Genomic DNA, 15077 nt, shown 5'->3' on the forward strand with positions numbered 1-15077 from the left:
ATGCAGTTCAGCGAATTGATGGCGGTTCTTTCCACCCTGGCGATCCGACTCCAGCGCGACGGCCAGGACCTGCTGGTCCAGGGCGATGACGAGGCCCTGGACGATGGGCTTTGGGACAGTCTGGTCGAGCACAAGCCACGGCTCCTGGAACTGCTGGACGAGCAGGGCGGCGACTGGCTGAGCCCGGCCTTCAAGATCACCCCGGACATGCTGCCGCTGGCCCGGCTGGACGCATCGGCCATCGAGCGCATCGTCGCCGCGGTGCCCGGTGGCGCGGCCAACGTCCAGGACATCTACCCCCTGGCGCCACTGCAAGAAGGCATGCTCTACCACCATCTGTCCGCGGCCCAGGGTGATCCCTACGTGCTGCAGGCACGCTTCGCCTTCGCCAACGATGCGTTGCGCCAGGACTTCGTCGGCGCCTTGCAATGGGTCATCGAGCGGCATGACATCCTGCGTACCGCCATCGCCTGGGAAAGCCTCGACGAACCGCTGCAAGTGGTCTGGCGCCATGCGCCGCTGGTGTGCGAGCAGGTCGCCCTGGACCCTGCCGGCGGCGATGCCCTGGGCCAGTTGCAGGCCCGCTACGATGCCCGGCATCTGCGCCTTGACCTGCGCCAGGCACCGCTGCTGCGCCTGGTCTACGCCGAGGACCCGGGCAACGGGCGCCAGGTGGCCCTGTTGCTGTTCCACCACATGGCCCTGGACCATGCCGCGCTGGATGTGGTGCGCCAGGAAATCCAGGCCCGCTTGCTCGGACACAGCGACCGGCTGCCGGCCCCGGTGCCGTTTCGCAATCATCTGGCCCAGGCGCGCCTGGCCCAGGAGCAGGGGCACCATGAGGCGTTCTTTCGCGAGATGCTGGGGGACATCGACGAGCCGACGCTGCCGTTCGGCATCGCCGATGTGCAGGGCGCGGGCCGGCACATCGAGGAGCGCCGGGCGACCCTGCCCAGCGAGCTCAGCCAGCGCCTGCGGGCCCAGGCCCGGCAATTGGGGGTGAGCGTGGCGAGCCTGATGCACCTGGCCCTGGCGCGGGTCCTGGGCCAGGTATCCGGACGCGAGGCGGTGGTATTCGGCACGGTGCTGCTGGGCCGCATGGAAGCCGGCGAGGGCGGCGAGCGGGCCTTGGGCATGTTCATCAATACCTTGCCGCTACGGGTGGATGTCGGTGCCCAGGGCGTGCGCGCCGGAGTGCTGACCACCCACCGCCGGCTGACCGCCATGCTCGGCCATGAACACGCGTCGCTGGCCCAGGCCCAGCGCTGCAGCGGCGTCAGCGCGCCGACCCCGCTGTTCAGCGCCATGCTCAACTATCGCCACAGCCACGCAGGCGACGCCCAGGAAGTCCAGGAAGTCGTGCCGGGCATGCAGATCCTGGGAGCCGAGGAACGCACCAACTATCCGCTGACCATCAACGTCGACGATCTCGGCGAAGACCTGCGGATCGTCGCCCTGGCGGACGTCGCCATCGGCGCCGAGCGCATCACCGGCTACTTGCTGGGCGTGCTGGAGAGCCTGGCCCTGGCCTTGCAGGACAGCCCCGAGGCACCGCTGCACAGCCTGCAGATGTTGCCGGCCAGCGAGCGCCAGTACCTGTTGCAGGGGCTCAACACACCCCAGGGCCACTACCCGGATCACCCGCTGATCCACCAGCAGGTCGAGGCCCAGGCCCGGGTCCAGCCCGAGGCCACGGCGCTGATCTTCCAGGACCAGCGGCTGAGCTACGGCGAGCTCAACCAGCGTGCCAACCAGGTCGCCCACCGCCTGTTGGCCCTGGGTGTGCGTCCGGACCAACGGGTGGCGATCTGCGTCGAGCGCGGCCTGGAAATGATCGTCGGCCTGCTGGGCATCCTCAAGGCCGGTGGGGCTTACGTGCCCATCGACCCGGCTTACCCGCGCGAACGGATTGCCTACACCTTGCAGGACAGCGCCCCGGTGGCATTGCTGGTGCAGGCCGACACCCAGGCCCTGGTGAGCGACCTGCGGGTGCCGCTGATCGACCTCGACAGCCGCACCCTGGCCCATGAGGCCCTGGACAATCCCCAGGTGTCCGGGCTGACCCCGGCCAGCCTGGCCTATGTGATCTACACCTCCGGCTCCACCGGCCTGCCCAAGGGGGTGATGGTCGAGCACCGCAACGTCGCCCGGCTGTTCTCGGCCACCCGCGACTGGTTCGGTTTCAACTGGCGCGATGTCTGGGCGCTGTTCCATTCCTTCGCCTTCGATTTCTCGGTCTGGGAAATCTGGGGGGCGCTGGTCCATGGCGGTCAGTTGCTGATCGTGCCGCAGGCGGTCAGCCGCTCGCCCGACGCCTGCTATGCGCTGCTGTGCGAAGCCTCGGTGAGCATTCTCAACCAGACGCCCAGCGCCTTCCGCTCGCTGATCGCGGCCCAGGGCCGCAGCGCCCTCAAGCATTCGCTGCGCCAGGTGATCTTCGGTGGCGAGGCCCTGGAGCCCGGGCTGCTCAAGCCCTGGTACGCGCGCGTGGGCAACGTCGGCACCCAGCTGGTGAACATGTACGGCATCACCGAGACCACCGTGCACGTGACCTACCGGCCATTGCAGGCGGCGGACGCGCAACTGGTGGGCAGCAGTCCCATTGGTCGGCGCATCCCCGACCTGCAGCTATACGTCCTCGATGCCTGGCGCGAGCCGCTGCCCACCGGCGTGGTGGGTGAGCTGTACGTAGGTGGGGCCGGGGTCGCCAGGGGCTACCTCAATCGTGAGGAATTGACCGCCGAGCGCTTCATCGCCGATCCGTTCAGCCAGCAGGTAGGTGCCCGCCTGTACAAGACCGGCGACCTGGCGCGCTGGCGCGAAGACGGCAGCCTGGAGTACCTGGGACGCAACGATGACCAGGTGAAGATCCGCGGCTTCCGTATCGAGTTGGGGGAGATCGAAGCGCGCCTGGCCAGTTGCGACGGCGTTCGTGAAGCCGTGGTGGTGGCCCGCGAGGACCTGTCCGGGGACAAGCGCCTGGTGGCCTATGTGATCGCCGCCCCGGGTGCCGCGCCCAGCGCCACGCAATTGCGTGAACAGCTGCGCCACAGCCTGGCCGACTACATGCTGCCCAGCGCCTTCGTGCTGCTGGATAGCCTGCCGCTGACCACCAATGGCAAGCTCGACCGCAAGGCCCTGCCGGCGCCCGACAGCCAGGCAGTGGCCCGGCGTGAGTACGAGGCGCCCCAGGGTGAGGTGGAGCAAGCCATCGCGGGGATCTGGCAAGAGCTGCTGCAACTGCCCCAGGTCGGGCGCCAGGACAACTTCTTCGAGCTGGGCGGACATTCGCTGCTGGCAGTCAAGCTGATGGAACGCATGCGCCAGGTGGACCTGTGCGCCGATGTGCGGGTGCTGTTCGGGCAACCGACCCTGGCGGCCCTGGCCGCTGCCGTGGGCGCGGTGAGCGAGGTGCAGGTGCCGGCCAACCGCATTCCCGGCGATTGTTCGCGCATCACTCCAGACCTGCTGCCCCTGGCCAGCCTCGACCAGGCCGCCATCGACCGGCTGGTGGCCCGAGTGCCCGGCGGCGCCGCCAACATCCAGGATATCTACCCGCTGGCGCCGTTGCAGGCGGGCATTCTCTATCACCACTTGAGCTGCGAGGAGGGCGATCCCTACCTGCTGCAAGTGCAGTTCGAGTTCGCCGACGAAGCGACCCTGCAAGCCTTTACCCAGGCCGTGCAACAGGTGATCGAGCGGCATGACATCCTGCGTACCAGCCTGGCCTGGGAAGGCCTGGACGAGCCGGTCCAGGTGGTCTGGCGCCAGGCACCGCTGGTGGTGCAGGTGCTGGCGGCGGACCCGACCCGGGGTTCGGCCCTGGCCCAGTTGCAGGAGCGTTTCGATCCACGGCACTACCGCCTGGACCTGGGCAGTGCGCCGCTGCTGCGCCTGGCCTGCGCCCGGGACCCGGGGCAGTCGCGCTGGCTGGGCATCCTGCTGTTCCATCACCTGGCCCTGGACCACACCTCGCTGGAGGTGCTGGTGGAGGAAATCAGCGCCGTGCTGCAAGGCCGTAGCGGGCAACTGCCACCCGCCGTGCCGTATCGCAACTACGTGGCCCAGGCCCGCCTGGGCTTGAGCGAGGCGCAGCACCAGGAGTTCTTCCAGGAGTTGCTGGGCGATATCGACGAGCCGACCCTGGCCTTCGGCTTGCAGGACGTGAAGCGTGACGGTGGCGATATCCACGAACGCCAGCTGCACCTGGACCCGCTGCTGTGCCAGCGTTTGCGCACCCAGGCCCGGGCTCTTGGGGTGAGTGTCGCGAGCCTGCTGCACCTGGCCTGGGGCCGGGTGCTGGGGCAATTGTCCGGGCGTGATGACGTGGTATTCGGCACCGTGCTGCTGGGCCGCATGCAGGGTGGCGAGGGGGCCGACCGCGCCCTGGGCATGTTCATCAACACCCTGGCGCTGCGCATCAGCCTGGGCGAGCAGGGCGTGGAACAGGCGCTGCGTTGCACCCATGCGCGGCTGGCGCAACTGCTCGGCCACGAGCATGCCTCCCTGGCCCTGGCCCAACGTTGCAGCGCAGTCCCGGCGGCGCAACCGCTATTCAACAGCCTGCTCAACTACCGCCACAGCGCCAGCCTCGACGCAGACCCCCAGGGGCCGGCGATCTGGGATGGCATCCGCGTGCTCGAATCCCGCGAGCGCAGCAACTATCCGCTGACGGTGAACGTCGACGACGACCACCAGGGCCTGCGCCTGACCGTGCAGGCGCAAGCCTCGGTGGACGGGGCGCGGGTCTGCGGCTACCTGGCTTGCGTCCTGGAGCACCTGGCCCAGGCCCTGGAGCAGGCGCCGGACAAGGCCCTGCTGGCGATCCCGGTGATGCCCAGGACCGAGCGCCAGCAAGTGCTGGTGGAATTCAACGCCACCGCCCGCGACTACCCGCGCCAGCAGACCCTGGCGCAACTGTTCGAGGCCCGGGTCCAGGCCCACCCCGAGCAGGTCGCGGCAGTGCACGGCCAGGAGCGGCTCAGCTACGCCGGGCTCAATGCCCGGGCCAACCGGTTGGCCCATCACCTGCGCGAATTCGGGGTGCAGCCGGGCGATCACCTGGCGATCCTGCTGCCGCGCTCCCTGGACCTGCTGGTCAGCCAGCTGGCCATCAGCAAGTGCGGCGCGGCCTACGTGCCGCTGGACAGCAACGCCCCGGCCAGTCGCCAGGGTTTCATGGTGAGCGATAGCCAGAGCGTGGCCCTGGTCACCCACAGCGACCTGCCGCTGGCGGTGGCGGTGCCCCGGATCGAGCTCGACCGGCTGGAGCTGCAGGCCCTGCCAGCGGATGACGTGCAAGTGCAGCAATCCAGCGCGGCGGTGGCATACATCATGTACACCTCCGGTTCCACCGGCGAGCCCAAGGGCGTAAGGGTGCCGCACCGGGCCATCGCTCGCCTGGTGATCAACAACGGCTACGCCGACTTCAACGCCGATGACCGGGTGGCGTTCGCTTCCAACCCGGCCTTCGACGCCAGCACCATGGACGTCTGGGGCCCGCTGCTCAACGGTGGCCGGGTCGTGGTGGTGGACCAGCAGACCCTGCTCGACCCACCGGCGTTCGCCCAGCTGCTGCAAGCTTCTGGCGTGACGCTGCTGTTCCTCACCACCAGCTTGTTCAACCAGTACGTGCAGTTGATCCCCCAGGCCCTCAAGGGCTTGCGCATGCTCCTGTGTGGCGGCGAGCGGGCGGATGCCACGGCATTCCGGCGGATGCAGGCTCAGGCGCCGGGGCTGCGTCTGGTCAATGGTTACGGCCCGACCGAGACCACCACCTTCGCCGTCACCCACGAGCCCGGAGAGCTGTCGGAAGCTGCCGACAGCCTGCCCATCGGCCGACCGCTGTCCAACACCCAGGTGTACATCCTCGACGCCCACCAGCAGCCGCTGCCCATCGGGGTCGCGGGCGAGATCGTGATCGGTGGCGACGGCGTGGCCCTGGGCTACCTCAACCGTCCCGAACTCACTGCCCAGAAGTTCATCCACGATCCGTTCGCCAACCGCGCCGGTGCCTTGCTCTACCGCACCGGGGACATCGGCCGCTGGCTGGGCAACGGCCTGCTGGAGTACCTGGGGCGCAACGACGACCAGGTGAAGATCCGTGGCCTGCGCATCGAGCCGGGGGAAGTCGAGGTGCGCCTGGCGGCGTGCCCGGGGATCAGGGATGCGCAGGTCCTGGTGCGCGAGGACGAGCCCGGGGACCAGCGCCTGGTGGCCTACTACCGGGTGCAGGACGATGTCGCGCAGCTGTCCGCCCAGACCCTGCGCGACGCCTTGCTCCAGCAATTGCCGGAATACATGGTGCCGCTGGCCTATGTGCGGCTGGATGCCTGGCCGCTGACCGCCAACGGCAAGCTCGACCGCAAGGCCCTACCGGCCCCGGCCGCCTCGGCCAGCCTCAGCCGTGAGTTCGTCGCGCCCCGGGGCGAGGTGGAAATCGCCCTGGCGCGGATCTGGAGCGACCTGCTCAAGGTAGAGCGGGTCGGGCGCCATGACCACTTCTTCGAACTGGGTGGGCATTCGCTGCTGGCGGTGAGCCTGATCGAACGCATGCGCCAGATCGGCCTGGGAGCCGATGTGCGGGTGCTGTTCAGCCAGCCGACCCTGGCCGACCTCGCCGCCGCCGTGGGCAGCAGCCGCGAAGTTCGGGTGCCGGCCAACCGCATCGGCGCCCAGTGCCGGCAGATCACCCCGGACCTGCTGCCGCTGGTGGAGCTGGAGCAGGCGGACATCGACCGGGTGGTGGCCTGTGTGCCGGGCGGGGTGGCCAATGTGCAGGACATCTATCCCCTGGCGCCCTTGCAGGAAGGCATTCTCTACCACCACCTGAGCGCCGGGCAGGGCGATCCCTATCTGCTGCAATCGCGCATGACCTTCGACAGTCCCGAGCGCCTGGAGCGCTTCGCCGCGGGCTTGCAGCAAGTCATCGACCGCCACGACATCCTGCGCACCGCGGTGCTCTGGGAGGGCCTGGCGCAGCCGCTGCAGGTGGTCTGGCGCGAGGCTCGGCTGCAACTGCTGGAGCAGGCGCTGGACCCGGCCGACGGCGACATCCTCGAACAACTGCAACAGCGTTTCGACGCCCGCCACTGGCGCCTGGACCTGGCCCAGGCACCGCTGATCCGCCTGGTGCATGCCTATGACCGGCAACGCCAGCGGGTGGTGGCGATCCTGTTGTTCCATCACCTGGCCCTGGACCACACCGCCATGGAGGTGATCGGCCAGGAAATGCGCGAGCTGCTGTTCAACGGTGGTCGCGGCCTCGGCGCCCCGGTGCCGTATCGCAACTACGTGGCCCAGGCCCGCCTGGGGGCCGGCCAGGCCGAGCATGAGGCGTTCTTTCGCGAGATGCTCGGCGACATCGACGAGCCGACCCTGGCCTTCGCCGTGGAGGATGTGCAAGGCGACGGCCGGGACATCGAGGAGGCCCACCTGGCGTTGCCCGAGGCCCTGGGCCTGCGCTTGCGTGAGCAGGCGCGGCAACTGGGGGTCAGTGCCGCGGCGCTGATGCACCTGGCCTGGGCCCTGGTGCTGGGGCAGGTGGCCAACCGCCGGCAAGTGGTGTTCGGCACCGTGCTCATGGGCCGCATGCAAGGCGGCGAGGGCGCCGACCGGGCCCTGGGGGTGTTCATCAACACCTTGCCGTTGCGGGTGGATGTGCAGGGTTGCACGGTGCGCGCGGCGGTCAAGGCCACTCACGCCCGGCTCAGTGCCCTGCTCGGCCATGAACATGCTTCCCTGGCCCTGGCCCAGCGCTGCAGCGCCCTGGCCAGCGGGGCGCCGCTGTTCAACGCCTTGCTCAACTACCGGCACAGCGCCCCGCAACCGGCCGCCGCCGGCCAGGACATCTGGCAGGGCGTGGAACTGCTCGGTGGCGAGGAGCGCAGCAACTATCCGCTGAGCCTGAGCGTCGACGATCTGGGCGCAGGCTTCGGCCTGTCTTTGCTGGCCCTGGCCGGGATCGGCGCGCAGCGCCTGGGGGACTACATGTCGCGTGCCCTGGAGCAACTGGTCGATGCCCTGGAGTGGAGCCCCGAGCTGGAGCTGGGGCAACTGTCGGTGTTGCCGCTGGCGGAGCGCGAGCGCCTGCTGCGGGACTTCAATGCCAGCACCGCCGCCTATCCGCGCGGGCAGACCTTGCATGGCCTGTTCGAGGCCCGGGTCCGCGCGGCCCCCGACGCCGTGGCGCTGGTCCAGGGGCCGCTGCGCCTGAGCTATCGCCAGTTGGACCAGCAGGCCAACCAGCTGGCCCGGAAACTCTTGGCGTTCGGCGTGCAACCCGATGACCGGGTGGCCTTGTGCCTGGCCCGTGGCCCGCAACTGCTGCAAGGAATGCTGGCGGTGCTCAAGGCCGGGGCCGCCTATGTGCCCATCGACCCGAGCCATCCGGCCGAGCGCATCGCCTACCTGGTACAGGACAGCGCCCCCCGGGCGCTGCTGGTGGCCGGCGGCTTGTCGCCAGCGCCTGGGGTGCCGGTGCTCGACCTCGACCGGCAGGTTTGGACCGACTCCGATCCGGACACCCCGCAGGTGCCACGGCTGACCCCGGCGCACCTGGCCTATGTGATCTACACCTCGGGCTCCACCGGCCAGCCCAAGGGCGTGATGGTCGAGCACCAGAGCCTGGAGAACCTGGTGCACTGGCATTGCCAGGCCTTCGACCTGGGCCCCGGGCGGCATGCCTCCAGCCTCGCCGGCCTGGGCTTCGACGCCATGGCCTGGGAGGTCTGGCCGACCCTGTGCAGTGGCGCGACCCTGCACCTGCCGCCGGCCGATATCGGCCACCAGGACATCGAGCGGCTGCTGGCCTGGTGGCGCGACCAGCCGCTGGATGTGAGCTTCCTGCCGACGCCGGTGGCCGAATACGCCTTCAGCCAGCAACTGCGGCACCCGACCCTGCGTACCTTGCTGATCGGCGGTGACCGCTTGCGCCAGTTCACCCGCGACCCGGGCTTTACCGTGGTCAACAACTACGGGCCCACCGAAGCCACGGTGGTGGCGACCTCCGGGGCGCTCGTGGCCGGTGGCGCGCTGCATATCGGCCGGCCCATGGCCAACGCCCGCATCTACCTGCTGGACGAGCTGCTGCGGCCGGTACCGGTCGGTGTCGCCGGCGAGTTGTACGTGGGCGGCGCCGGGGTAGCCCGGGGTTACCTGAATCGTCCCGAGCTGACCGCCGAGCGCTTCCTCGACGACCCATTCAGTGCCGAGCCCGGCGCGCGCATGTACCGCAGCGGCGACCTGGCGCGCTGGCGCGAAGACGGCACCCTCGATTACTTGGGGCGCAACGACGACCAGGTCAAGGTGCGTGGCATGCGCATCGAACCGGGGGAAATCGAAGCCGCGCTGCTCCAGCACCCGGCCCTCGAGGAAGCCCTGGTGCTGGTGGCCGAAGAGCGCCTGCTGGCTTACTTCACCTTGCGCGCAGGCGCCGCGGAACTGGCGGCCGAAGACCTGCGCGACCACCTGCAGGGGCGCCTGCCGGACTACATGCTGCCGGCGGCCTACGTCCGCCTTGCAGCCCTGCCACTGACCGCCAACGGCAAGCTCGATCGCCAGGCCTTGCCGGCGCCGGCCCAGGGCGATTGGCTCAGTCGCGAGTTCGAGGCCCCCCAAGGCGAGGTGGAAACCACCCTGGCGCGGATCTGGAGCGAGTTGCTCAAGGTCGAGCAAGTCGGCCGCCACGATCACTTCTTCGAGCTGGGCGGGCACTCGCTGCTGGCGGTGACCCTGGTGGAGCGCATGCGCCAGGCCGGCCTGGAAGCCGACGTGCGGGTGCTGTTCGAACAGCCGACCCTGGCCGCCCTGGCCGGGGCGGTGGGTGCCGGGCGCCAGGTCGCGGTGCCGGCCAATCGCATCCCGGCCGGCTGCCGGCACATCACCCCGCAGCTGTTGCCACTGATCGAGCTGGACCAGGAGGCCATCGACCGGGTGCTGGCCACGGTCCCCGGCGGCGCCGCCAATGTGCAGGACATCTACCCCCTGGCGCCCTTGCAGGAGGGCATCCTCTACCATCACCTGAGCGCCCGCGAAGGCGACCCCTACCTGTTGCAGTCGCACCTGGCGTTCGCCAGCCGCCAGCGCCTGGAGGATTTCGCCGCGGCCCTGCAACGGGTCGGCGAGCGCCACGATATCCTGCGCACGGCGATCCTCTGGGAGGGACTCAAGCAACCGCTGCAAGTGGTCTGGCGCGAGGCCCGGGTGGCCCTCGAGGAAGTCGACCTGGATCCGGCCGATGGCGACATCCTGCAGCAGTTGCACCAACGCTTCGATCCTCGCCATTGGCGCCTGGACCTGACCCGGGCGCCGTTGCTGCGCCTGGTGTTCGCCCAGGACCCGGTACGTCAGGGCGTGGCGGCGATCCTGTTGTTCCACCATATCGTCCTCGACCACACCGCCCTGGATGTGGTGCGCGAGGAGATCCAGGCCTGCCTGCTGGGGCAGCAGCCCGCGGGCGCGCCGATCCCCTATCGCAACTACGTGGCCCAGGCGCGCCTGGGTGTCAGCCGCGAGGAGCACGAGGCGTTCTTCCGCCAGATGCTCGGCGACATCGATGCCCCGACCCTGCCGTTCGGCTTGCAGGATGTGCAGGGCGATGGCGATGCCATCGAAGAGGTGCAGCAAGCTGTGGACGCGACCCTGGCCACTCGCTTGCGGGCCCAGGCGCGGCTGCTGGGGGTCAGTGCCGCGAGCCTGTTCCACCTGGCCTGGGCCCGGGTGCTGAGCCTCACTACCGGCCAGGAGCGGGTGGTATTCGGCACCGTGCTGCTGGGCCGCCTGCAGGCCGGGCAGGGCGCCGACCGGGCCCTGGGCATGTTCATCAACACCTTGCCGCTGCGGGTCGATCTGGACGCCGGTGGGGTGCGTGCGGCGGTCAAGGCCACCCACGCCCGGCTCAGCGCCTTGCTCGGCCATGAGCATGCCTCCCTGGCCCTGGCCCAGCGTTGCAGTGGGGTGGCCGCGCCGCTGCCGCTGTTCAGCGCCATGCTCAACTACCGCCACGGCAGCGATGCGCCGCCAAGCGAGGCCGTACGCCAGGCCTGGCAGGGCATCCAGACCCTGCACAGCGAGGAGCGCACCAACTATCCGCTGAGCCTCAACGTCGACGACTTTGGCCAGGGTTTCCGCCTGACCGCCATGACCCCGGCGCGGATTGGCGCCGGACGGGTGTGCGGCTACTTGCAGCAAGCCCTGCTGGCCCTGGTGGACAGCCTGGAGCAAGCGCCGCAGCGTTCCCTGCTGCAGGTGCCGATCCTGCCCGAGGCCGAGCGCCGGCAACTGCTGGAAGGCTTCAACGCCACGGCCCGCGACTACCCGCTGGAGCAGACCCTGCACGGGTTGTTCGAAGCCCAGGTACTGCGCAGCCCCGAAGCGCTGGCGGTACAGGCCGGCGAGCAGCGCCTGAGTTATCGCCAGTTGAACCAGCAGGCCAACCAGTTGGCCGGGCACTTGCTGCAACTGGGCGTCGGCCCGGACCAGCGGGTGGCGATCTGCGTCGAGCGCAGCGTCGACATGGTGTTGGGCCTGCTGGCGATCCTCAAGGCCGGGGGCGCTTACGTGCCTATCGATCCGGCCTATCCCCAGGAGCGGATCGACTACATGCTCCAGGACAGCGCGCCGCTGGCGGTGCTGGTCCAGGGCGCGACTCGGCACCTGGCGCAGGCGTGCGGGCTGGCGTTGCTGGACCTGGACCAGCCGCAATGGGCCGCACAGTCCCGGGACAACCCGCCAGCGCCGCACTGCGCGCCACGGCAGCTGGCCTACGTGATCTACACCTCCGGCTCCACCGGCCAGCCCAAGGGCGTGATGAACGAGCACCGGGCGGTGGTCAACCGCTTGCTGTGGATGCAGGAGCAGTACCGCCTGGACGCGAACGATGCGGTGTTGCAGAAGACCCCGTTCAGCTTCGATGTGTCGGTGTGGGAGTTCTTCTGGCCGCTGTTCACCGGTGCCCGCCTGGTGATGGCCCGCCCCGAAGGGCACAAGGACCCGGCCTACCTGCGCCAGCTGATACGCGAGCAGGGCATCAGTACCTTGCACTTCGTGCCGTCGATGCTCGATGTATTCCTCGCCCACGACGCCACGCCGGACGACCTCGGCCTGCGCCAGGTGATGTGCAGCGGCGAGGCGCTGCCGGGCAGCCTGGTGCGGCGCTTCAAGCAGCAGTTGCCCAACGTCGCCCTGCACAACCTGTATGGCCCCACCGAAGCCGCGGTGGACGTGACGGCCTGGGATTGCACCGGCCCGCTGGACGCCACCCCGGACAACACGCCCATCGGCAAGCCGATCGCCAACACCCGCCTGTACCTGCTGGATGCGCAATTGCAGCCGGTGCCCTTGGGGGTGGTGGGCGAGCTGTTCATCGCCGGGGTGCAGGTGGCCCGTGGTTATCTCAACCGCGAACAACTGACCGCCGAGCGTTTTGTCGACGACCCGTTCAGTGATCAACCAGGCGCGCGCATGTACCGCACCGGCGACCTGGGGCGCTATCTCGCTGACGGCAATATCGAGTACCTGGGGCGCAACGACGACCAGGTGAAGATCCGTGGCCTGCGCATCGAGCTGGGGGAAATCCAGGCGCGCCTGACCCAGCTCGAAGGCATCAAGGAAGCGGTGGTCCTGGCCCGCGAGGACGTGCCTGGGGACAAGCGCCTGGTGGCCTACTACACCAGCGCCGCCGGGCACGCGAAGTTGCCCGTGGAGCAGGTGCGCCAGGCGCTGCTGGAGCACCTGCCGGACTACATGGTGCCGGCGCTGTTCGTGCACCTGGATGCGCTGCCCCTGAGCCCCAACGGCAAGCTGGAGCGCAAGGCGCTGCCGGCGCCGGGGCTGGAAGCGGCGCTGGTGCGCGAGTACGAGGCGCCGGTGGGCGACACCGAGATCCTGCTGGCGCAGTTGTGGGCCGAGCTGCTCAACGTCGAGCGGGTGGGGCGCCACGATCACTTCTTCGAACTGGGCGGGCACTCGCTGCTGGCGGTGAGCCTGATCAGCCGGATGCGCGAACACGGCATGGAGGCCGATGTCCGCGCGTTGTTCGAACAACCGACCCTGGCCGGCTACGCGGCAATTACCGAACGAATGGAGATCGTCCTGTGAGCGTGATCGAACTGTTGGCGACACTGAAGGAAAAGGACGTCCAGCTGGTGCTCAAGGACGACCAACTGGTGGTCCAGGGCAACAAGCAGGCCTTGAGCGACCCGGCCTTGCTGGCGCGCCTGCGCGAGCTCAAGCCGCAGTTGATCGAGCTGATCAAGAGCGGTGAGTACGCGCCGGCCAAGGCCGGCCAGGTCGAGGTGCCGGCCAACGGCATCACCGCGCAGACCCGGCGCATCACCCCGGACCTGCTGCCCTTGGCCAACCTCGACCAGCAGGCCATCGATCGCATCGTCGCCACGGTGCCGGGCGGGGTCGCCAACATCCAGGACATCTACCCCCTGGCGCCGCTGCAGGAAGGCATCCTCTATCACCACGTCAGCGCCACCCTGGGCGATCCCTATGTGATGCAGGCGCAGTTCGCCTTCGCCAGCGCGCAGCACCTGGAGGCTTTCGCCGAGGCCCTGCGCGGGGTCATCGCCCGCCATGACATCCTGCGTACCGCCGTGCTCTGGGACGGCCTGGCGCAACCGATGCAGGTGGTCTGGCGCGAAGCCGGGCTGATCCTCCAGGAAGTCGAGCCGGACCCGGCCGGCGGCGCCGTGCTGGAGCAACTGCAAGGGCGCTTCGATGCCCGCCACTACCGCCTGGACATCAGCCAGGCGCCGATGCTGCGCCTGGTGCATGCCTGGGACGAAGCCGGACAACGCATCGTCGCCATCTTGCTGTTCCACCACATGGCCATGGACCACAGCGCCCTGGACGTGGTGCGCCACGAAATGCAGGCCCTGCTCACCGGCCAGGCCGCGCGCCTGGGCCCGGCCCTGCCGTTTCGCAACTACGTGGCCCAGGCCCGGTTGGGCATCAGTGAGCAAGAACACGAGACCTTTTTCCGCCAGATGCTGGCGGACGTCGACGAGCCGACCCTGCCGTTCGGCCTGCAGGACGTGCAAGGCGATGGTCGGGCGATCGAGGAGGCCAGCCTGGCTCTGCCCACCGCCCTGAGCCTGCGCCTGCGCAGCCAGGCGCGGCAGGCCGGGGTCAGTGCCGCGAGCCTGTTCCACCTGGCCTGGGGCCGGGTGCTGGCGACCCTGGCCGGCAAGCACAAAGTGGTGTTCGGCACCGTGCTGATGGGCCGGATGCAGGGCGCCGAAGCCACCGACCGGGCCCTGGGCATCTTCATCAACACCTTGCCGTTTCGCCTGGACGTGGCCGGGCAGGGCCTGGCCGAGGCCCTCAAGGACACCCACAAGCGCCTGACCAGTCTCTTGCGCCATGAGCATGCGGCCCTGGCCCTGGCCCAGCGCTGTAGCGGAGTCAGTGCGCCGACCCCGCTGTTCAGCAGCTTGCTCAACTACCGCCACAGCGCCGCCGGAGCCAGTGCCGAGGCCCAGGCCGCCTGGGCCGGGATCAGCACCCTGCACAGCGAGGAACGCACCAACTACCCCCTGACCTTGAGCATCGATGATTTCGCCGAGGACTTCGGCCTGACCCTGCTGGCCAGCACCCAGGTCGATCCGCGGCGGATCCTCGGTTACCTGCTGTGCACCCTGGAGCATCTGGCCCAGGCCCTGGAGCAGGAGCCGCAGCTGGCCCTGGAAGCGCTGGCGGTGTTGCCGGCCAGCGAACGCCGGCAGGTACTCGAAGGTTTCAACCGCAGCACGCGGGACTACCCTCGGGGCCAACCCCTGCATCGGCGCATCGAGGCCCAGGCGGCCCATGCCCCCGAGGCGCTGGCGGCCTGCTGCCAGGGTCGTGAACTGAGCTATGCCCGGCTCAATGCCCAGGCCAATGGCCTGGCCCACCGGCTGCGGGCCCTGGGAGTGCGGCCCGACGACCGGGTGGCGATCGTCGCCCGCCGGGGCCTGGAGACCCTGGTGGGCCTGCTGGCGATCCTCAAGGCTGGTGGCGCCTACGTGCCCATCGATCCGGCCCATCCCGATGAACGCCTGAACTACCTGCTGGACGACAGCAGCCCACGG

The 15077-nt window shown here is 69.3% G+C and carries 2 protein-coding genes (1 of these 2 running past the window's edge); both read left to right on the forward strand.

Annotated elements, in window-relative coordinates; all coding sequences use genetic code 11:
* Nucleotides 1–13098 (forward strand): non-ribosomal peptide synthetase, encoded by a 13098-nt coding sequence (locus tag C4K40_RS11095; RefSeq protein ID WP_124421292.1) that lies wholly within the window; start codon nt 1–3, stop codon nt 13096–13098.
* On the forward strand, nt 13095–15077 hold the 5' end (the start) of the coding sequence (locus tag C4K40_RS11100; RefSeq protein ID WP_124421293.1) for a non-ribosomal peptide synthetase. The gene runs 12696 nt beyond the window's last position; only the first 1983 of its 14679 coding nucleotides appear in the window; it begins with the start codon at nt 13095–13097; the stop codon falls past the right edge of the window. The genes C4K40_RS11095 and C4K40_RS11100 overlap by 4 nt, the downstream gene beginning before the upstream one ends.

It is taken from the genome of Pseudomonas sp. CMR5c (assembly GCF_003850545.1).
GTDB lineage: Bacteria > Pseudomonadota > Gammaproteobacteria > Pseudomonadales > Pseudomonadaceae > Aquipseudomonas > Aquipseudomonas piscis.